Raw genomic sequence first — 18,861 nt, 5'->3', positions numbered from 1 at the left:
GAAGAAAAGAGTTACACCGCAACGGTGCGCGTCAGCATCGCGCCCGGCCCCACGCTCTGGGACAACTGGGCGATGCGGAAGGTCAGGTGGCGCTGTTCCGCGCCAAAGTCCGCCAGTTCCTGCGCTGCGCCATAGGTGAAGGCGGGTGAGGTGATCTCGAAACTGCGAACGGTTTCCTCGTCCTTCAGAACCTCCACGCGATAACGCTCATCAGCTTCGCCCAGAGGCACTTCCAGCGTTTCCCATCCATCACCATCCTGCCGGGTGCGACGGGTGAAACGGCCCTCCACGCCCTGAGCCCTACGCTGCACCCGCAGATGCACGGGTGAAAGCGGGCGCAAGGCGGCATCTCCCACCTGCGCGGAGATTTCTGTCACGTTCTCCCCGCCATGGTCTTCGCGCACCGGGCCGATGCGGTAGATATAGCGTCGTCCCAACGTGCCAATGCCCTTGGCGATGGGCAGCAAAGTGGCGTCCAGCCGGACCAGACGAGTCCCCGCAGGCCATGGCGTGCTTCCCACAGCTTCAGTCCCGGCAAAGCCACGCAGCAGACCCTTGAGCCGCCACATCCGCCCATCCACCAGATCCGCCTCGCTATATTGGATCAGCTCCGGCGGCCGGCCATCCGCCATCAGCACCAGCACATTCGCTCCACCCAGAACCTGGGTGGGACTGGCGGATTGCAGGGGCAAGGCATCCATCTGCACCAGCGGGCTGTTGAAATGATCGAACCGCCAGAACGGCCCCGGTTTCAGCTCTTCCAGCAAGGTGCCGAAAGCTGCGCCTGACGTGATGGGAGCGATAGCCTCGAAGCTCGCCCCATCCATGGAGCGCCACAGCGCCAATGTGCCCGGCCATGGCGAAACCGCCGCCGCCAGATACTGCATCGGCAAGGGCTCCTGCGTCGTCAGCGCCGGAAGATCCAGAATGGCCACCTGTGGCGGCCCCAATTCCGGCGGCACACTCACCGTGCCAGTCTCCGGCAGTGCAAGGGGCGCTTCAAACACCGCCGGCTCGATACTGCGTGCAGTGATGATGCGCGCCTCTGCCTCCTCCACCCGCGTGATTTCAAGCAGATGCTCGCGCCCGTCCAGCGACAGGCGCACCACATCGCCCGGCATCAGTGCGGCAGCGGAGGGCGGCAGGGTGAAGCTGAAACTCTCGCGCCCCGCCCACAAATCCTGAAGCCACATATCTGCGGCACGCGCCATCACATTGGCCGGGGCCACCACCGCCAGACTGGCCTGCGCCACATGATGACTGCCCCCCACCAGACGGCGCGAGGATATGGACGCCTGCCGATAATCATTCTGCGGATCAATAAAGCTGATCTGCACCTCAACCGGCAGTTCGCTTTCCTGCGCGCGGGTCAGGGCAAACAGGGAGGTCTCATGCTCGCGCACCAGCATGCCACCATCCAGCTCGACCACCGCCCCCGCCCCGCGTGGCCTGAAGGCCAGCCGACCATTCTCATCCGAGGCTTCAAAACCAAATGCGCGGGCAAGGGGCTCCAGCGCGGCGCGGGCGGTCATGGGCTGTTGCACCACATAGCCTTCAATGGCCCCGAAAAGCGCGCGGCTCTCCACCGCATCAGCCCCGAAATCAGCGCACAATGTCGCCACCAGCCCATCCAGCGGAGCCGCCCCCAGCCGGCCATTCAGCCAGTGGCCCGTCGCCCAGTTGGGCGCATCGCCCCACACATCCTCCAGCAGCGGAAATTGCGGATAGGGCCGCGCATCCCAGGTCCAGAAATAGACACAGCCCTTCTCCACCATGCGCCCGCCATAAAGTGGAGCTGGCGGATTATCCGCATCCTCCGCTCCGGCGGCGTGGTCAAAGGTCGCGAGTATCGCCTCATTGCAACGGCGCTGAACGGTGTCGTCGCGCTGGCCGCTGGAGAAAGGCGGCAGGGCATTTTCAGAGGATTTGGCGTCGGGAAAGGCGCTTGGCCGGTTGGGCCCCTTATCCACGGCGGCGCATCCCGCCTCCATCAGCCGGATGGGTTTGGAGCCCGGCACCCAGCCGGTTGCCACATCCTGCCGCACCCCATCCGTGCGGGGGTGGTGCGCCTGCGCCCACCAGTTCCAGATATCCTTCTGCCGATAGATCCAGGGCTCGCCATAAGCCCCATCGGTAATAGGCTGACGCTGCTGCGCGGCACGGGCGGCATCATCCGCATAATACCATTCATAAGCCTCCCCCGCCCTGAGACGACCCTTCAGATAGGCCGGATCATGAATGCTGCGTGAGAGGGCGGCATCCAGATGGGTTGCCCCATCGCGCCAATCTGTCAAAGGCGGGTAATAATCAATGCCGATGAAATCCACCGCAGCACTGGCCCACAACACATCCAGCGGAAAAGCCACATCGCCCCCACCCAGATTTTGCGCGCCATATTCTGTCCAGTCCGCCCCATAGGAGATGCGCACATCCGGGCCGAGAATGGCCCTCACATCTGCGGCCAGCCGGGCCAGCTCCTCGGCGGCGGGGAAGCGCCCAGCCTCATCACGCAGGCGGGTAAGCGCCGCCATTTCAGAACCGATGAGAAAAGCCTCGACCCCGCCAGCAGCACCACCTGCGGCCACAGCCAGATGTGCATAATGCAGCACCATGCGACGCAGGCTCCATTCGGCAGGCCCGTGATACAGCACCACATTGCCCAGCCGCGTAAAATCTGCCGGCCCGGCCTGCCCGAACAGGGTCTCGATCTGCGCGCGGCACTCTGCCGTGCCCTCCGCACTGTCGGCGCGCCCCGGCGCCGGGTCACATACAATGCGCCCGCGCCAGGGATAAGCTGGCTGGTTCTGCGCATCGCTCCACGGGTCCGGCTGGTTGTTGCCCTCCGGCACATCCATCATCAAAAAGGGGTTCAGCGTTACCTTCAGCCCCCGCGCAGACATGCGCCGGATGGCCTGAAGCACACTGAGATCCGAAGGCGTGCCGCCATAAGCCGGGCGCTCTTCATGCGTGGAAACTGAAGATGCCAACAAGCGCGTGAGCCCACCGACAGACCATTCCACCGGCGTGGTCGCCTTCATCAGCTTCTCACAGCGCGGGCGCACCTTACAGGCCCCGGCGCGCAGATCATCTCCAAACCAGGACACCACCAGCGACACCCGCTCCATGTTCGGGCAGGTGGCCAGCAACTGGTCCAGCGCCAGGTTGAAATCGCTCGCGCCTTCGCTCACATGTCGGTTCTCCGGGCCATAGCTGGCCGGACCGTAAGCTTGGCGTACGGTGGCCGTGGCATAACCGAACTCCGTCGCACCGGGAATCATCGTCACGGCGCGGATCTGCTGTTCCAGCCGGCCCACGGCGCGCTCACCTCAATGGTGATCTGCGGCAGGCGATTGCCGAAACTGGTGAGATCCAGATTTTCAAACACCACATAGGCGATGCCACGATAGGCTGGCGCACCCTGCGCCCCCTGTTTGGCTTCAATCCACGGATCGGGCACCTGATCGGGCGCACCCGTATGCAGGCGCACCGTGTGACGACGCGTATTCAACAATTTGCCATCGGCCCAGATCCGCCCGATACGCGAAACCGGCCCCTCGCACAACGCCACTGCAAAGCTGGCATAATAGCTGTAGGTGGTGTTGGTGGCGCTGGGCATGAGGCTGCCACCCTTGCCACCGACGGATTGGGTTTCCGTCTGCGCCACCTCCTTCAGCTTCGTGGCCCAGATCACCTGCCCGGACAGGCGTGCGCGGCCATAGAGCCGGGGAATGCCCGCCCCTTCCGTGGAAGCCATCACCTCAAGGTCGGAAAGGCGTGGCCCCTGCGTGCTGGTGGCGCGGTTGCCGCCGAACAGAGTCTGGTCCACCACAGCACCGCCCAGCGCGCCCAGCGCCCGGCCGGCTACCGCACCAATGGGGCCAAACAGCGCCCCGCCCACAAACCCACCTGCCGCGCCCAGTAGCAAGGTCGCCATGGCATCACCTCATGTCCAGAAACAATGGTTCCATCTGCCGGCGCTCAGTCCGTCACACCGGGAAAGGCGAAGGCGAAAGCCGTGCGTCTCCGCCACCAGGGGGTGAAATGCCCCTCGCACACGCTCACCCCATCATAGGCATGGATGATGCGTCCGTTATCGCTGAGAAAGGCGATATGCTTGGCTGGCAGATGCGAGCGGAAGCGGAACAGCAGCACATCTGCGGGCTGCGCTGCTGCCGGGGAAATCGCCACCAGATGGCGCGCGGCTGTCTGTGCCAGCGTTTCAGTGCGCCCGGCCTCGGCCCAATCCGGTGCATAAGGCGCCAGTGGCTCCGGTTCCGGGCCGATCAGCGCCCGCCACACGCCACGCACAAGGCCCAGACAATCCGCCCCCTGCCCCTTCAGCGAGGCGCGATGGCGGTAGGGCGTGCCAATCCAGCTGCGCGCCTCCGCCAAAATCTCCACCCGGCTCACCGCTGGAAATGGTGAAGCGCTCATGAGAGCAGGCTCCCGTCATATCCCCCCTCACCCGGCACCGCGACAGAGATGACGAAATCATTCCCCGGCATATGCGGAAAGCCCTGAAAGTTGAGCGCATTGGAGAAGCGGTCACGACAGGTTGCAAAGCGCTTGTCGCAGCCTGCACGCAGTTGCAGCCTGTCACCCTCCGCCACGGCCTGCGGCGGACCCTGCCATAGCGTGATGATGGCGCCTTCACCCTCAACCCTGTGGCTTTTCACCTCGGTGGCGAAGCCCGCATTCGCGCCAGAAAGAAACTGCGCCCGCCCCCGTGCGAAAAAGCCCCCGACAAAGCCGGAAACCCCGGAAACACTCAGCCGCAGCCCATCAGACACCCGGCTCACGACCCCTTCAGCCTGAAAGGCGGGGTGCGCCAGTTCCACGCCACAGCGCATGTCTCCCAGGTCCGCATCGCAATGCGCGGCGAAAACACGCCCGCGCGTCTGGTTCAGCGCATCGCTGGAAGCCCGGATCTCGGCGGTGAAAGCGCCCTCCTCACAGCGCACCTCCCCGATCGTGCCCCGGCGCAGCAGCAGATGGGCCGAAGGCTCCGCCCAGTTGAGCAGGAACAATTCCACCGCTGCGCCATCATAAAGGCCAGCGGCCAGATCATCCACCGTGAGAAGCCCGTGAGACAGCGCACCGGAAAGCTCCGCGCCCGTCACGGCCAGCCCCTGCGCTGTCGCATGTTCCGAACCGGCAATACCGGAAGCCGCCTTCAACTCCAGCCCTTCCAGCATCAAGTCACGGTCATGATCGGTAAAACCCAGCAGCACGCCATCACGACGGGTGATACGCCAGCCATGGCAAAGTGTGGTGACGCCGCTGGCCAGATGCGCAGCCAGCGCCTCATCTATCTGTCTCATATGGGGAAAACCTCGGAAAAACCTGAAGGTTCAAGGATGGATTTCGATTACCGGAATGCGCGGGATCTCACCGGCCTCGAAGGCCGACAGGTTCACTTCCAGAAAATCAGTATCGAAACGCACCGGAACATCGAACATGAACCCGGCGCTCACCACCGCATCAGCCGGTGGGATATGGCCTGCCGTGAAGGTAATCACACCCGTGGTGATCTCCACCGTGAAAGCCGTGCCCGCGCTCTGCTCCACCCCGTTCACGGCCACCCGCACGGAACCCGGAACCGGGCAGGTGATGGGCCGCCTGTAAGGTGCATGAAGCCCGCCATAGGTCTTGGAAAGAGTAAACTGGCGCAGCACGCCATCGCCCGTACCAATGCGCTGATCCTGCGCGGTGATGGGGGCACCAGGCGCAGCGGAGGCATGATCCAGCCTGTCGCGCCAGCGAAAGCCATGCAGCCGCCCGCGTCGTTCCTCGAAGAAAGCCACCACACCGGAAAGCGCCGTCAGGGTCTTCACCCCATATCCGGCATCCCATCGCCGGCGGGAATCCGCCATGCGGGTATTGCGTTCCTCTCGCCCGGTGGCTGTCGTTACCACCTGCGTCACCCGCTCCGGGCCTCCGGCCGCTCCCAACGCAATATCGAGGGGGAATAACACATCATGAAAAGCAGACATCAGATCTCGCACCCCTTTCCAGAAGCATAAAAGATGAAACCGGCTTGACACTCTCGCCACACACGCATTTACTTGCCTGTTTACTGAGAGGGCAAAAAGAGCATAACCAAGGCATCTAAAAGCAGGGCGAAGCTGAAGGCGCCTCACACCGCCGGGAAAGCGGAAAAGAAAGGTGGAAAAAAGCAAGCTACAACAGATGTGTCCGCACAAATGGCTCCCTTGCTGAAGGCTGAATCCACCCCTACGGAACGGCCCAAGGCCGCCAGTGCCAAGGCGAAGCTGATCGCCAGTCTTGTGCCCCAGCCCTGTGCCTTGAAACAGGAAAAGGCGCACAAAGCAGCCGAAACCCAGATAAAAGCTGAAAAGAAATCCAAGAAAACAAAGCAACCGAAGGCGCTTTCCAAAAAGAAAAAGCACAAAACCTCATCAGTCTGACGTGCAGCTCCGCCAGCCCTGATGCCCCTGCTCAGCCATTGCGCTGCGCCCGCGCCACGGCACGGGCCACAAGCCCGGAGAGATAGGCATCCGACCGGCGAAAGGCCGAAAAATCCGGCGTGCTCACATTCACTGTCACGGAAGGCCCGCCACCACCGGCCATGCGCACGCCGAGGCTGCCATCACTGGCCCTCTCCAGCGGCATGATGGCTTCCGCGCCCTTCTCCCCCATCAGGCCAAAGCTCGCGCCACCGCCCCCAAGCGGAAAATAGCTGGGCGCGGCGACAACGCCGCCCTTGGCGAAGGGGCGCACACGCCCTTCATCCACCACCCCACCTTTAGCGAATGCCAGCCCGCCCGAAAGGCCGGAAAACATGGAGGATATTCCGCTTTCCAGCGGTTTCAGCGCCGCCGTCAGCGCCAAGCTGGAGAGGCGCGTGGCCAGTTGTTCCAACACGCTGGAAAAATCCCTGCCCTGCACCACCAGCCCGGTGAAGGCCGTGGACAAGGCCCGCGCCATACCTCGGGTGGAGACCTCCACCTCATCCAGTGCGGAGAGAGCCTGCCGTGTATCCACCTCAATGGCAATATCCACGCTTTCGCTCATGCCCCATGCTCCTGTGTCCTGATGTCATCGGGAAAGCGCGCCATCAGCACGCCCAGTTCATCGCGTGTCATGTGACGGCTCAAATGGCGAGACAGGCCCGCCTCGCCGGAAACCGCACCGGAAATTGCCTCAAGAGCCAGCGCCAGCTCACGGGGCGTCATGCGCCAGAACTGTTCTGGAGGCAGCCGCAACAGGCCCAGCCCCGCCCCCATGGCCGCCGCCCATGGAAAAGCCCATGGCGCGTGGTGCGGAGGCGTATCCTCTTGCGAGGCATGGAAAGTCGGGGCAGGTTTCATGCCTGTTGCGGCCCGGAAGGGCGCATGGGAGAGCTCTGCGGTGCGCCCGGAAGGTCTCCCGCTTCCGCTTCAGTCCCGAAGGTTGCGGTCAGCAGGCTGGAGACGATGCGCGCAAAGCCAGCCGCCCCGCCCTCAGCGCGCATCTGCGCCACCTCATCCAGCGTCACATTTTCCCCGGCTCCACGCAGGCCGGCATGCAGAATGCGCACGGCATCACGCGCCGCAAGGCGGCCCTGCCCGAAACGCTCGGCCAGCGCCATCAAATCCTGCACGCCGAAGGCCTCTTCCAGTTCAGCCAACGCGCCAAGCGTCAGCACCAAAGTGCGCGGTCGGCCATCCAGAACCGCGCCAATTTCACCCCGTCTGGCATTGGGCATGGGCCCCTCCCTCACAGCGCGGCAAAGGTGAGGGCCCCGGCGCTTTCCAGCGTCAGGTCGAACGTCACCTCGCGATCATGATCTGCGGCGATTTCCAGTGCGGTGATCTGGAACGGGCCACTCACCGCTCCAAAATCGGGGATCACCACTTCGCTCGCCACCAGTGCACCGGCGAAAAAAGCCTGCCGCACCAACGCATCGGATTGCGCATCCTTGAATACGCCGGAGCCGGAAATACTGGCGCGTCTCACCCCTGCCCCCTCCAGCAACTCACGCCAGCGCCCGGCGGAATCCGCATGGGTCACATCCACACTCTGGGCATTGAAGGCCAAAGTGCGCGAGCGCAGGCCCGCGACCGTCACCATACCCGCCCCGGAATCCATCTTCAGCAGCAGGTCGCTGCCCTTCTGCGCGCTCATTCAACTCTCCATTTTTGAATGGTCTGAACCCTCACGCAGGCTCCGTCACGGCCCGGAACCGCACCAGCGCATGGAAGGTGCGGCCATCCTTCTCGCGCACCACTTCAGCGCTGGTGGCGCGCAGATTGGCCAGGTGATGGCCCGCAACGGCCAGCGGCGCATCATGCAGCGCCTGCTGCACCAGCGCGGCGAGCGCGAAAGCCTCCGCCCGCCCGCCACTGCGCGAGAAAACATGCAGCGTCAGCGCCTGTTCCGTGCCGGCCTCGGTTGCGGTGGACCAGTCACTCACCACTGCCTCACCCAGCGCCACATAGGGAAAAGGCGCATCCTTCGGCGGCACATCGAAGATGCGCGGCTCTCCCAATTGCGCCATCAGGGCTGCATCTGCCGAAAGGGCGGCATGAATGGCCGCCCGCAAACCAAGCGCCGGACTTGTAAAAGGCAATGTCATGCGCGTCCTCCGGCCTGTCGCTGAATATCCAGCCGGATACGATCGAGCACCGCATCGCCCGGTGTCTCCGCATTGCCGCGGATGCGGGCCAGCACCGCGTCATCCTCCACTCGCACGACCAGGCGTTCGGGGGAGCCCTGCAACCGGGGCTCCACACCTGTTTCCGCCGCGATCTCCCGCGCCAGTTTCCGTGCCAACCTGTCGCCGGCCTGCTGCCGGGCTGAAGGCAGGACACGCGCGGCGATGCGCTGCGCCAGACCCGACACGGCCGGAGATGAAATATCCACCTTCATGTCTGTTCCTCCCGGCATTGACAGCGGCTGAAGCGCCCCCAGCCATCCGCACTGCTCACGGCCTCGACATGGAACAGCCGCGCCCCCCAGAGCAGCCTGTCACCGGGGGTGATGGCGGTGGGTCCACGCACGGTGATGCGCACCAGATGCCGCGCCTTCGGGCGCTCTTCAGCAATTGCGAAATCAGCTGAAACCGCCTCCACCCGTCCCCAGATGCGATCCACGGTGATGAAATGGCGTGCATTGCCACCCGCGCCATCTGGCACATCCACGCTGGTCTGATGGGTCAGACGATGACGCAATGTGCCCAGCGGGATGATCTGCGCACTCACAACCGCACCAGACGGTAGGGTGCCAGCAGTGCCAGCACCGCCTCCGGCAGGCGTGTAGCATCACCCGCCCCTTCGCGATGCTCATGAAAATGCGCCACCAGAAGGCGCACCGCCTGCACCAGCTCAGCCGGAATATCCGCCACCTGCGTGCCATAACCGGCTTCATAGCTGATGCTGATGCCACCCTTGCCAACCGGCTGGGGCACCTGCGCCAGATCCACATGGATCAGCGCGCCTTCTCCCGGTCGCAACGCCCCTTCCGGTAGCTCCAGCACAGTGCCATCCGCTCTGCGCACCGAGGCCGAAATGATGCGTCGCACTGGCCCAAGCGGCGCGATGATGAGATGGCTCAAAGGCCAGGCATCCCGCACGAAGCGCCAGCTCTGCACCATCAGGGCCCGGCCGGTCTGGCTTTCCACCCAGCTTCGGGCGGTGGTGATGAGAGCATCCACCAATACATCTTCATCATCATGATCGAGACGCAAAAAATCCTTGGCCTCGGCGCGCGTCAGCGGCTCGGCGGCCGGGCCGACGAGAAGTTCTGCCATGAGAATGGCTCCCCTTATGTGTGAAAATCTGCTCGCGACATCCGGTGCGATACCGCTCAAATGCCGGGCTTCCCCTGTAGCCAGCTTCAGATCAGCCGGAGTTTCCGGGGCCGGCCCAAAAAACGAGAACACATTGAGACATCGCATTGACGGGCCACCGTCATGACGGCACAAGCATGGGTATGAAGCTCGCGCGCACCCTGCTTTCCGCCGCTCTGGCGCTGTCTGCCGGCTTGGCCCTCGCCAAGCCGGCCTATGCCATCATGGGCGGCGAGCCAGCCTCGACAAAGGTCGCGGCGCAAACAGCTCTTGTCGTCTCCACCCGCGGCGCATCCTGTTCAGGTGCGGTGCTGGCGCATGATCTGGTGCTGACAGCGGCCCATTGCGTCGCTCCGGCGGGCGATTATGCTGTGGCGCTGGTGGATGAAGCCCCACCGCGCCTGTTGCCGGCGGCGCGCATCATTGTGCATCCGCGCTTCAATTCCGGCCAATTCAAGAGTCGCAGGCCCACGCCCGATCTGGCGCTCATCAAGCTGGCCGGCCCCCTGCCGGCGCGCTTCACCCCCGTGCGCCTTTCCAGCGCCGGCATTCCGCCGAAGGGCTCCACCCTGCTGCTGGCCGGTTATGGCATGGTGCGCGATGGCGCGGAAAGCAGCGCCGGCACGCTGCGCATGGCCTCCCTGCCCTCCATCGGCACCACCGGCGGTTTCATGGTGCGCCTCTCGCGCGGCAGCAAGGGCGGCGCAGGGGCCTGCACCGGCGATTCCGGTGGCCCATCTTTCCAGAATGGTGCTCTGGCCGGCATCACGAGCTGGGCCACCGCCCCACACGGGCGGCGCGGCTGCGGCGGAGTTACGGGCGTCACCCTCGTTTCCCTCAACCGGGACTGGATCAACCAGACAGCGCAAACTCTGGGCAGCCCGCTGGAGTAACCCCCATGGCAACTGGTGTTTTCCCTCTTTTTCAATGGATACGCCGGCCTGCCATCGCTTCTGCTTTCGCTGGGCTGCTTGGGCTTACCACCTCTTTTTCCTGCCCTGTCTTTGCCACCTCTTTTTCCGGCCCTGCCATGGCGCAGCAGGCCCCGGCACAGGCCGAAAAGCCCGAAAACTTTGACCATGCCATTTGCCGGCTGATTGATGATGCCGCCGCCAGCAATGGCTTGCCCAACGCCTTTCTTACCCGGCTCATCTGGCGCGAAAGTTCCTTCCGCCCGCATGTGGTCAGCCATGCCGGGGCGCAGGGCATCGCCCAGTTCATGCCGGCCACGGCAAAGGCGCGCGGACTGGAAAACCCGTTTGACCCAGCCACCGCCATTCCCGCTTCAGCCGCCCTGTTGGCCGATCATATGCGCCAATTCGGCAATCTGGGCCTTGCAGCGGCCGCCTATAATGCCGGGCCAGGGCGTGTATCCGGCTTTCTGGCCGGCGGCGGTCTGCCAATGGAAACGCGCAATTATGTGCGTTTCATCACCGGCCGCAGCGCCGAACAATGGGCAGAGCTGAAACAGGGCGCACGCATCAGCCTGGCCACGGACGAGGAAAGCGGCGTCAAGCCGTCGCTTCCAAAAGACAGTTCGCCCACAAAGACCCCGGAAGAGGCCCCGGAAACGCCCGAAGAGGCGGACCCGTCAGGCGTGACCCTGTTTCCACCCGAGCCCTGCCTCACCACTCTGGCCAGCCTGCGCAAGGGCATGCCTGCACCGGAAGGTGAGGTGAACCCGCTTTTTGCGCCATGGGGCGTGCAGATCTCCGGCAATTTCAACCGCGCCACGGCGCTGGCCTCATTCCGGCGCACCGCCGCGCGCCATCGCAATGTGATGGGAGAGCTGACCCCGGTCATCGTCGCCACTCGGATGGGCGGACGCGGACGACGGGTTTTCTATCGCGTGCGCCTGCCTGCCGAAACGCGGCGCGAGGCCAATGCCCTGTGCAACCGCCTTCGCAAAGCTGGCGGAGCCTGCATCGTGCTCCCCAACTAATCCAGATTTCCGGGCGGCGACAGGCTTTCCCCGCCGCCGCCCGAAAAATCACGCCGCGCTGAATTTCATCAGCTTGGCGGCGTCGAAATCCTGCACCCCGCCACCCACGCGCCTGGTGGTGTAGAACAGCACATAGGGCTTGGCGGAGAAGGGATCGCGCAGCACATTCACCCCGGCCCGGTCCACCACCATGTAGAAACGGCGCATGTCACCAAAGGCGATGGCGCAACTATCGGCCGCCATATCCGGCATGTCCTCGCATTCCACGAGGGGGAAGCCCATCAGGCTGGCACCCTGCCCGGCCACTGCCGGTGGAGCCCACAGATAATTTCCATTCTCATCCTTGAGCTTGCGGGTGGCGGACTGGGTGCGCCGGTTCATCAGGAAGGTGGCATTATGCCGGTAACCGGCCTTCAGCGCATAAACCAGTTCCAGCAACGCATCGCCCGGATCGGTCGTGGCGAAATCACCCGCCGCCCCGCTTGCCACATGGCCCAGCTTGCCCCAGTTCCATTCCCCCTCGGCCACCGTATCATGGGTCAGGAAACCACGCGGGCAGGCCACGCCATCCCCATTCACAAAGGCCGCGCTCTCCTGTGCAGCGAAGGCGACATCCACTTCCTCGGCCAGCCACTCCTCCACATTCACCTGGGCATCATCCAACAGAGCCTGTGTGGCGGCAGGCTGGGCGTAAAGCTCCATGGCCGGGAAGTTCAGTTCGGCCAGAACCGGCGCTGTGGTCTGCGGACGCGCCGCCGTTTCTGCGGCCCAGCCAGCCACCGGGCCGGAGGTCATGAAGGGCTTGCGCAGCATGCCGGCGGAAATGGTGCGCACCGTCGCCAGCGCCCGAATGGGCGAGAGCGCCGCAAGCCGGCGGCCAATTTCCGCCTCGGCCTCATAGGGTACCAGAAACCCGCCATCGGCCCCCGTGCCCGCAGCCAGCGCCTTGCCCTCCAGAGCCTTGAGGCCACCTGCCTCGCCATGGCGCACATAAGCATCAAAAGCCGCGCCATGCTCCCTGCTGGCCAGCGCCTGCACCACGCTGCGCGGACCTTCCAGCGCCGGACGACGCGCCTTGGTGGCCAGCACATCCAGCTTCGCCTGTTGGGCATCCAGCGCAGCATCAATCCGGGAGAGCTTCTCCTGTGTCAGCACATCGGTGCTGCGCCGCTCCATCTCGGCCAGACGCGTCTCATTCGTGGCTTTGTAAGCCTCGAAGGTGGAAAGAAAATCCGCCATGGCGGCGTGGGTTTCCCGGAGGTCCCCGTTCGGCATATCAGCCATGGCCACCTTGGTTTCAGGCGCGCGCATCATGTTCGACATGTGATCCATCCATATGTGAAAGAGAAACATCAGGGCCGCAGCCCCAAAACAGGTGCGGACAGCTCAGGGCTGCCCCGTCATGGAGGCCCTCAACCGCGCCGTGGCGCCGGCCAGAGCGAGGACCGGCGAAAGCCCGGCAGCGGGCCGCGCGATGCGGGCCCCCGGCTGCATGGGGAAGGTGACGATGGAAATTTCCCAAAGCTCGATACGCTCCAGCCGGCGCACGCGGCTGCGCGGGTCCGTGCGGGCCTTCACAGCCTTGAAGCCGATGGAAAGCCCATCCAGCGCCCCCTCTTCCACCAGCGCCGCGCATTCGCGGGCACGGGCCACACGGGGCGAGAGCAGGCCACGCACATGCAGGCCCTGCGCATCCTCCAGCAAATGGGTCCACACCCCGATGGGCTGGGCCGGATCATGCTGGTAGAGCATCCGCACCCCACCCGCGCCCATCTGCGCCACACTGTCGGCGAAGGCCCCCGGCATCACCATGTCGCGCCCCAGATCGGTGACGCCGAACAGGCAGGCATAGCCTTCCACCACAAAGCCTTCGTTCTCATGGCCCCGCGCTGGCGTGGAAGAGGCGACGAGCCGATCCCGGAAAGGTGAGCCCGTCATGCCGTGCCTCCCTTTCCGCTCCGGGATCTGGCCGCCACAGACGCATCGGCATTTCGCGTCAGCACGGCCTTACGCCGACGTCCCCGTTCCAGCCTCTCCAGCGTCGCGACGAAATCCCGGAAGACATGACCGGCCGCAGTTGTGCGCGACGCAGCCCTTGAACCGGCCGGCCGGGATGAGGCAGCCCTAGCCGCCTTGACCGAACCCGCACCGGGCCGGCCAGCGCCGCCCAACGCACGAATGCGCGGCATCGACGCCTTCTGAAAAGGAGCACGCATGAAAGCTCTCCACAGATTGAAAAAGAAAAGCCGGGCCAACAGCCCGGCACACTGATGCAGGCGGCAGCCTGTGTCGGCCTGCCCGTCCATGGTGTGGCGGAACACGATATTGCGCGGCCACATCCCACCAGCCTGCGCGCGGGCTTAATCTTGCCTTATGAGAGCGATAGCTGATGCACGCTCACACGCCCCACTTGAGGAAACAGCCATGATCCAGCTCCGCTCCGGCCTCGCCGGCCTTGCATGCCTCGCCGCGTTCACATCAGCTCCGGTCATGGCTCTGGCAGCGGAAAATCAACCGCCCATGGTGGGGCTCGCCAATCCGGCCTCTCAATATTGCGCCAGCCTGGGCGGCAAGCTGGAAATGCGCACCACACCCGAAGGCCAGGTGGGCTATTGCCACCTGCCGGATGGCCGCATTGAAGAAGAATGGGCGCTGTTCCGCGCCAACCATCCCCAGCCCGGCGATCAGGACACCCCACAGCATAAGCCTGCGGACAATGCAGACATGCCCAAGTGATCCTTCCTCACTGAGCTGGCTGCTACGCCTCATCTTCGAAATGGGCGTTGAAACGCGCCAGTTCGCGGATGAAAGCATCCATGCGCGCGCTGGCCTGTGTCAGCGCGTTCAGCGCCCGCCAGCAGGTTGCCGAGGCCAGAAGCGCCCACAGCAGCAGCGCCACATGGGCCAGATCCCCCCGCTCCGCAAAGGTGCGGATGAGACTATCCATCCCTATCTCCCATATTTAACAGCCTGCGGGTTGGCGCGATGACAGGCTGGCCCTATGATGGCTGAAGCATCATCTTTCCGGGCCGCAGGTCCGGTCGCCAGCTGCGTATTGCCGCATCGCCAGCTTTTCTCGGATGCCTCCCTGCCAGAGCCCTGTTTCCGCGAGGTGAGCTGATGTCAAACGCCGGAGCGAGACCTGTTCGTGACATTCTGCGCCGCCCCGGCATGATGCGCCGCCTCCTGCTGCGTTTTCTGCTGGGCGTCGTGCTCTGGGGCCTGCCTTTCGGTCTGGCCCTGGCCTTTATTGCCGGAGTGGGCGAAAACCCATGGCGCACGGTGGCCGTGAGCGTTTTCATCTATGGCGGCACCATGTCCGCCTTCACCTCTGTGCTGGAGATCTGGAAGCTGCGTGAGGCTGAAAGCACCGGCACGCGTACAGCCCCTCACGCGCCATAACCCACGGCCTCCCGCTTTTCCTCATCGCTCAGAAAATCTGCTGCACCCACGCGCGCCCACAAGTCCGAGCGTTCACTGGAGAGCGCCTCCACCTGATCGAGGTCCGGCACCAGCCGCAGCCCCTCACCCCAGGCGGGCCCCAGCCAACAGGAGAGCCCTTCCGCCACGCGCTTCACCAGCGGTAGAACGCTCTGCCGCCACAAGGCGCGGTTGGCCTCGGCATAGTTGGAATAGGTGTTGTCGCCGGGAATGCCCAGCAACAACGGCGGCACCCCCACCGCCAGCGCAATCTCGCGCGCCGCACCATTGCGGGCAGCCTCGAAATCCATATCACGCGGCGACATGGAGAGCGGACGCCAATCCAGCCCGCCCTCCAGCAACAGCGGGCGGCCGGCATTGGTCGCACCCTGAAAGGAAGATTCAAGCTCATCCTTCAGGCGCTCGAACTGTTCATCGCTCAGCACACCAGCCCCGCCATAGACCAACGCGCCGGATGGCCGGGCGGCATTATCAATCAGCGCCTTGTTCCAGGCGGTGGCGGAATTGTGCAGGTCCAGCGCCTGCGCGGCGGCTTCCAGTGGCGCGAAGCCATAATGGTCATCCAGCGGATTGAAGGCCGTCAGATGGAGAATAGGCGGCACATCCACCCCCTCCACCATGCTGGCCTGTGCAATGCGCTGGGTTCTCCCGCCAAGCGTATAGTCAAAAGCCTCCGGCCAGCCATCCGGCCCCGGCACCACGCGCATCCTGTCCGGCCGCAGCACATGCAACTCGCGCAGGCGGCCATCAACAGCCACCCCTTCCACATAGGCATTGCCCGAAACCAGAAGATAGCTCACCACCGCTTCCATCAGCGATGTGCCGGTGAGGCGTGGATTGGGCCGGGCGAGCAGATCAAGAAGCGGATGCTCATCCAGCTCACGCGCACCCTCCATCAGCACCAGCGGCACCGAGGCTGCCGCCTCGCCGATCAGCCGCACGGCGCGATAAGCGATGGCGTTGCGGGCGAAACCCTCCCGCGCAAGGCTGGCATAATCACGCCCGCTCCAGCGCGCACGCCCGGCCCCCAGCAGCGCCACCAGCGCCGCCGTGCGGCTGGCCTTGACCTCCTGTGGGCCTGAACGAGCCGGGCGATGCCGCCAGGTTCCAAACAGAGAAGAGAGCATCCGCACCCCCGAAAAAAGAAAAAGCCGCACGGCTGAAACCGGCGGCGATATAGATGAACAAGAAGAAATGACGGATACCGGCAAGCACATGGCAGGGTCCAAGCACATGCCAGGGCCCAGACACATGCCAGGGCCCAGACACATGGCAAGGCCCCAAGGATTGGGCGCACGCACGGGCATCAATTTGGCAAACAGCACACAATCGGATTATTGGTAAAGAATGCGAACCTTCGCTCTGTAATGAGGCGCTATCCGCTCTCTTAAGTACAGAGGGTGCGGGGGCTTGGGATAGCCAAGACCCCCGCTCGCATATCCCGCTTTCATATCTTCACCTTTCAAAGCCCACGCACACGCGGCGGCGGTGCCTGCGGCTTGAGAGCCAGTGCCGTCAGCGCCCAAACCAGCGCATCCAGCCTGTCGGGCGAACGACCGGATGACAGCCCCTCCGGTCCGAAATCACACAATTCGTCTTCCAGAGTCGGGAAGGCCCCGCAATGGTGAACCCGGCCTTGCTCATAAAGCGCGGCCACTGGCTCGGCGCGCACATATTTGCCGCGCGTGGCCCGCACCTGCTCCACGGCGACAGTCGGGTCCACCTCGCCGATCACAGCTTGGACCATCTCCCCGCCCTGATTGACCTCGGCCACGATGAGATCCGCCTCGAAACGCCGATAGAGCGCCACGACCCGCGCCGCCCACTGGGCCGGGCGCAGGCCGCTGGCGCTGTCATCAGCCAGCACATGCAGCCCGCCGGTGGCGTCCATGCCGGCGCAGACAATACCGCAGGCATCCGCCCCGGCACGGGAAGAGGCTGGCGGGTCCACCGCCACCACAATGCGTTGCAGGGGCGGTGCTTTCTGTGTGCGCGCCGCCTCCAGCGCCGGGCGGGTCCAGAGCGCATCGGGCCGGTCTTCGATCAGTTCGCCATCCAGCTCCTGCCGGCCCAGCCGGGTGCCGCCATAACGCTTGAGCACATGGGTCAGAAATCCGGGCGCGAGATGCAGCGCATTATCGGCAGTCGTCGCCCGTGTCACCGCTGTGTGCGGGTCCGCCAGCAGGCGACGCAGAAGCGCGGAGGGGCGCGGCGTCGTCGTCACCATCTGGCGTGGTTGTTCTCCCAGCCGAAGGCCGAATTGCAGCATGTCGAACGTATCTTCCGCACGTTTCCATTTGGCCAGCTCATCCAGCCAGGCGGCAGCGAATTGCGGCCCACGCAGACTTTCCGGGTCTTCGGCGGAAAAGCCCTGCGCCACCGCGCCGTTCGGCCATTCCAGCCGGCGGCGCGTCGGTTCCCATTTCGGCCGCTCGCCCGGTGGATGAACGGCCAGAATGCCAGAGACCCCTTCCACCATCACTTCGCGCAGATCGGCCATGGTTTCGGCCACCAGTGCAATGCGCCCCACCGGGCGATGCGCGAAGGGCGCCTGCCCCAGCGCCAGCCCGCGCACCCATTCGGCTCCGGCGCGGGTCTTTCCAGCCCCGCGCCCACCCAGAACCAGCCATATATTCCAAGGCCCGCCACCCTGCGCCGCAGAGGGGGGCAACTGATCCGGCCGCGCCCAGAGCGCCCAATCCGCCAGCAGATGCTGCGCTTCCGCCTCATTCAGGCTCGACAGCAACTGGCGGATCGTCTGCGGCTTGCAACTGCTCAAGGCGACGCGCAAGCTCGCTGCGGAAGTCTTCGAGATTGCGCGTGCCATCCGGCTCCCCATCTTGCTGTGTATCGGGCTTGGCACTCCGGCTGCGGCCAGCTTCATCTTCCGCCGCCGCAAGCTCACGCAAGGTGCGGGCAATCAGCGCCAGCGCCCTTGCATCCTTCTCGCTGTCAGCGGCGGTGCGGGGCGACAGCTCAGCATCCCCATGGGCAACCTGCATACGCCCCTCAATTTCCGCCACCTGCCGCTCCGCCGTGCGCCACAACCGGGCCAGAAGCCTCTGGCGGGGCTGGCGTCTCGGTTGCGGCGGGCGAGGAACGGAGCGAGGGGCCAAAACCAACCCAGCCTCCCCCAAAGCGGCTTGTGGTGCCGGGCTGCGCCGGGAAGAGCCGGCCTGTTTCCGCCTCGCAGGAAGCGCCCGACGCGGCATCCGTCGCCGGGCCGGCCTCAGGCTCACCACACCTTCAGGGCTCACATCCCGATCCGCCCAGTAATAGATGGCGTGGCGGGAGAGCCCCGTCTGGCGGGCGATCTCCACCAGCGGCACGCCACTTTCATAAAGCTGACGCGCCTGCTTTCGGCGCTCCATTTCAGCCTTGTCCGATAGCTCGGGACACGCAGCAGCAGGCCGCGCGCCAGCATGAGGAGCAGCGATTTTCGACATGGCATATCCAGAAAAGAAAGGGAAAAATCCGATCAGGCTGGCAGCGTGCCATTCTTGACGACACCGCCGGATGATGGATCTGCACATGCACGAGACAGCAGATACAGAACAGCAGGCACACGGCCCCTGCCGCAGACCTGTTTCACCACGGCAACCCCACCGCCAGCCCCGAATGTTTTGAAAAGCAAAACAGCGGCCCGCGCCTCTCCGCGGCGGGCACAACTGTGGAACATGGCAAAACT

Annotated in this window: 23 protein-coding genes and 1 pseudogene; 5 read left to right on the top strand and 19 right to left on the bottom strand. The window is 64.5% G+C overall.

Features of this window, described 5'->3' with window-relative positions; genetic code table 11:
* Window positions 1-11: 11 nt before the first annotated feature.
* From ACT6QH_RS09075 to ACT6QH_RS09060, 4 genes and pseudogenes are all read right to left on the bottom strand, one after another.
* Window positions 12-3,934: pseudogene (locus ACT6QH_RS09075) on the bottom strand (baseplate multidomain protein megatron).
* Window positions 3,935-3,978: 44 nt separating this feature from the next.
* Window positions 3,979-4,434, bottom strand: coding sequence for an NlpC/P60 family protein (locus ACT6QH_RS09070; RefSeq protein ID WP_444974498.1), 456 nt, complete (start codon window positions 4,432-4,434; stop codon window positions 3,979-3,981).
* Window positions 4,431-5,321 carry a phage/gene transfer agent baseplate hub protein gene (locus ACT6QH_RS09065; protein WP_444974497.1) on the bottom strand — a complete coding sequence of 297 codons (891 nt, stop codon included), beginning with the start codon at window positions 5,319-5,321 and terminating at the stop codon, window positions 4,431-4,433. The genes ACT6QH_RS09070 and ACT6QH_RS09065 overlap by 4 nt, the downstream gene beginning before the upstream one ends.
* Before the next feature lie 30 nt (window positions 5,322-5,351).
* Window positions 5,352-5,993: a phage distal tail protein, Rcc01695 family gene (locus ACT6QH_RS09060; RefSeq protein WP_444974496.1), complete on the bottom strand. Its 642-nt coding sequence runs from the start codon at window positions 5,991-5,993 to the stop codon at window positions 5,352-5,354.
* 198 nt (window positions 5,994-6,191) lie between these two features.
* Between ACT6QH_RS09060 and ACT6QH_RS09055 the strand changes: the two genes are divergently transcribed.
* Window positions 6,192-6,428, top strand: coding sequence for a hypothetical protein (locus ACT6QH_RS09055; protein ID WP_444974495.1), 237 nt, complete (start codon window positions 6,192-6,194; stop codon window positions 6,426-6,428).
* A gap of 31 nt (window positions 6,429-6,459) precedes the next feature.
* On the opposite strand, the gene ACT6QH_RS09050 is transcribed toward ACT6QH_RS09055, so the two are convergent.
* Genes ACT6QH_RS09050 through ACT6QH_RS09015 form a run of 8 tightly spaced genes read right to left on the bottom strand, consistent with a single transcriptional unit; the run spans window position 6,460 to window position 9,751 of the window.
* A complete protein-coding gene (locus ACT6QH_RS09050) occupies window positions 6,460-7,035 on the bottom strand; it encodes a phage tail tape measure protein (RefSeq protein ID WP_444974494.1) in 576 nt (191 codons plus the stop codon).
* The gene (locus ACT6QH_RS09045) at window positions 7,032-7,331 is read right to left on the bottom strand and encodes a rcc01693 family protein (RefSeq protein WP_444974493.1); all 300 of its coding nucleotides are present in this window, start codon (window positions 7,329-7,331) and stop codon (window positions 7,032-7,034) included. Before ACT6QH_RS09045 ends, ACT6QH_RS09050 begins: the two co-directional genes overlap by 4 nt.
* Window positions 7,328-7,708: a gene transfer agent family protein gene (locus ACT6QH_RS09040; protein ID WP_444974492.1), complete on the bottom strand. Its 381-nt coding sequence runs from the start codon at window positions 7,706-7,708 to the stop codon at window positions 7,328-7,330. The genes ACT6QH_RS09045 and ACT6QH_RS09040 overlap by 4 nt, the downstream gene beginning before the upstream one ends.
* Window positions 7,709-7,719: 11 nt before the next feature.
* Window positions 7,720-8,127 carry a phage major tail protein, TP901-1 family gene (locus ACT6QH_RS09035; protein WP_444974491.1) on the bottom strand — a complete coding sequence of 136 codons (408 nt, stop codon included), beginning with the start codon at window positions 8,125-8,127 and terminating at the stop codon, window positions 7,720-7,722.
* A 31-nt stretch (window positions 8,128-8,158) separates the two neighbouring features.
* Window positions 8,159-8,578, bottom strand: a complete 420-nt coding sequence (locus ACT6QH_RS09030) for a DUF3168 domain-containing protein (RefSeq protein WP_444974490.1) — start codon at window positions 8,576-8,578, stop codon at window positions 8,159-8,161.
* Window positions 8,575-8,871 carry a hypothetical protein gene (locus ACT6QH_RS09025; RefSeq protein WP_444974489.1) on the bottom strand — a complete coding sequence of 99 codons (297 nt, stop codon included), beginning with the start codon at window positions 8,869-8,871 and terminating at the stop codon, window positions 8,575-8,577. Before ACT6QH_RS09025 ends, ACT6QH_RS09030 begins: the two co-directional genes overlap by 4 nt.
* The gene (locus ACT6QH_RS09020) at window positions 8,868-9,203 is read right to left on the bottom strand and encodes a head-tail adaptor protein (RefSeq protein WP_444974488.1); all 336 of its coding nucleotides are present in this window, start codon (window positions 9,201-9,203) and stop codon (window positions 8,868-8,870) included. Before ACT6QH_RS09020 ends, ACT6QH_RS09025 begins: the two co-directional genes overlap by 4 nt.
* Window positions 9,200-9,751, bottom strand: coding sequence for a head-tail connector protein (locus ACT6QH_RS09015; RefSeq protein WP_444974487.1), 552 nt, complete (start codon window positions 9,749-9,751; stop codon window positions 9,200-9,202). The genes ACT6QH_RS09020 and ACT6QH_RS09015 overlap by 4 nt, the downstream gene beginning before the upstream one ends.
* A 176-nt stretch (window positions 9,752-9,927) precedes the next feature.
* Here ACT6QH_RS09015 and ACT6QH_RS09010 point away from each other — a divergent pair, with 176 nt between their 5' ends.
* A complete protein-coding gene (locus ACT6QH_RS09010; RefSeq protein WP_444974486.1) occupies window positions 9,928-10,683 on the top strand; it encodes a S1 family peptidase in 756 nt (251 codons plus the stop codon).
* A gap of 137 nt (window positions 10,684-10,820) precedes the next feature.
* Window positions 10,821-11,732 (top strand): transglycosylase SLT domain-containing protein, encoded by a 912-nt coding sequence (locus ACT6QH_RS09005; RefSeq protein WP_444974485.1) that lies wholly within the window; start codon window positions 10,821-10,823, stop codon window positions 11,730-11,732.
* Between the two features lie 48 nt (window positions 11,733-11,780).
* Here the strand turns inward: ACT6QH_RS09005 and ACT6QH_RS09000 are convergent, their stop codons facing one another.
* The 3 genes from ACT6QH_RS09000 to ACT6QH_RS08990 form a co-directional block, all read right to left on the bottom strand.
* Window positions 11,781-13,055: a phage major capsid protein gene (locus tag ACT6QH_RS09000; RefSeq protein ID WP_444974484.1), complete on the bottom strand. Its 1,275-nt coding sequence runs from the start codon at window positions 13,053-13,055 to the stop codon at window positions 11,781-11,783.
* A 63-nt stretch (window positions 13,056-13,118) separates the two neighbouring features.
* Complete coding sequence (locus tag ACT6QH_RS08995; RefSeq protein WP_444974483.1) at window positions 13,119-13,670, bottom strand: HK97 family phage prohead protease; 552 nt, start codon at window positions 13,668-13,670, stop codon at window positions 13,119-13,121.
* Entirely contained in the window at window positions 13,667-13,948 is a 282-nt protein-coding gene (locus ACT6QH_RS08990; protein ID WP_444974482.1) for a hypothetical protein, read from the bottom strand. The genes ACT6QH_RS08995 and ACT6QH_RS08990 overlap by 4 nt, the downstream gene beginning before the upstream one ends.
* Window positions 13,949-14,156: 208 nt before the next feature.
* On the opposite strand from ACT6QH_RS08990, the gene ACT6QH_RS08985 reads away from it, so the two are divergent.
* Window positions 14,157-14,468: a putative hemolysin gene (locus ACT6QH_RS08985; RefSeq protein ID WP_444974481.1), complete on the top strand. Its 312-nt coding sequence runs from the start codon at window positions 14,157-14,159 to the stop codon at window positions 14,466-14,468.
* A gap of 22 nt (window positions 14,469-14,490) precedes the next feature.
* On the opposite strand, the gene ACT6QH_RS08980 is transcribed toward ACT6QH_RS08985, so the two are convergent.
* The gene (locus ACT6QH_RS08980) at window positions 14,491-14,679 is read right to left on the bottom strand and encodes a hypothetical protein (protein WP_444974480.1); all 189 of its coding nucleotides are present in this window, start codon (window positions 14,677-14,679) and stop codon (window positions 14,491-14,493) included.
* Window positions 14,680-14,852: 173 nt separating this feature from the next.
* On the opposite strand from ACT6QH_RS08980, the gene ACT6QH_RS08975 reads away from it, so the two are divergent.
* Window positions 14,853-15,134, top strand: coding sequence for a hypothetical protein (locus ACT6QH_RS08975; protein ID WP_444974479.1), 282 nt, complete (start codon window positions 14,853-14,855; stop codon window positions 15,132-15,134).
* Here the strand turns inward: ACT6QH_RS08975 and ACT6QH_RS08970 are convergent.
* The 3 genes from ACT6QH_RS08970 to ACT6QH_RS08960 all read right to left on the bottom strand — a co-directional run bounded on the left by ACT6QH_RS08970 (window position 15,122) and on the right by ACT6QH_RS08960 (window position 18,619).
* Window positions 15,122-16,300: a phage portal protein gene (locus ACT6QH_RS08970; RefSeq protein WP_444974478.1), complete on the bottom strand. Its 1,179-nt coding sequence runs from the start codon at window positions 16,298-16,300 to the stop codon at window positions 15,122-15,124. The two genes, ACT6QH_RS08975 and ACT6QH_RS08970, sit on opposite strands and share 13 nt — an antisense overlap.
* Before the next feature lie 335 nt (window positions 16,301-16,635).
* Window positions 16,636-17,907, bottom strand: a complete 1,272-nt coding sequence (locus ACT6QH_RS08965) for a DNA-packaging protein (protein ID WP_444974637.1) — start codon at window positions 17,905-17,907, stop codon at window positions 16,636-16,638.
* Window positions 17,900-18,619, bottom strand: a complete 720-nt coding sequence (locus ACT6QH_RS08960; RefSeq protein WP_444974477.1) for a terminase gpP N-terminus-related DNA-binding protein — start codon at window positions 18,617-18,619, stop codon at window positions 17,900-17,902. Before ACT6QH_RS08960 ends, ACT6QH_RS08965 begins: the two co-directional genes overlap by 8 nt.
* Window positions 18,620-18,861 lie beyond the last annotated feature (242 nt).

The organism is Haloleucobacter albus (genome assembly GCF_052492075.1).
This window is presented reverse-complemented; position numbering and strand designations above follow the sequence as displayed.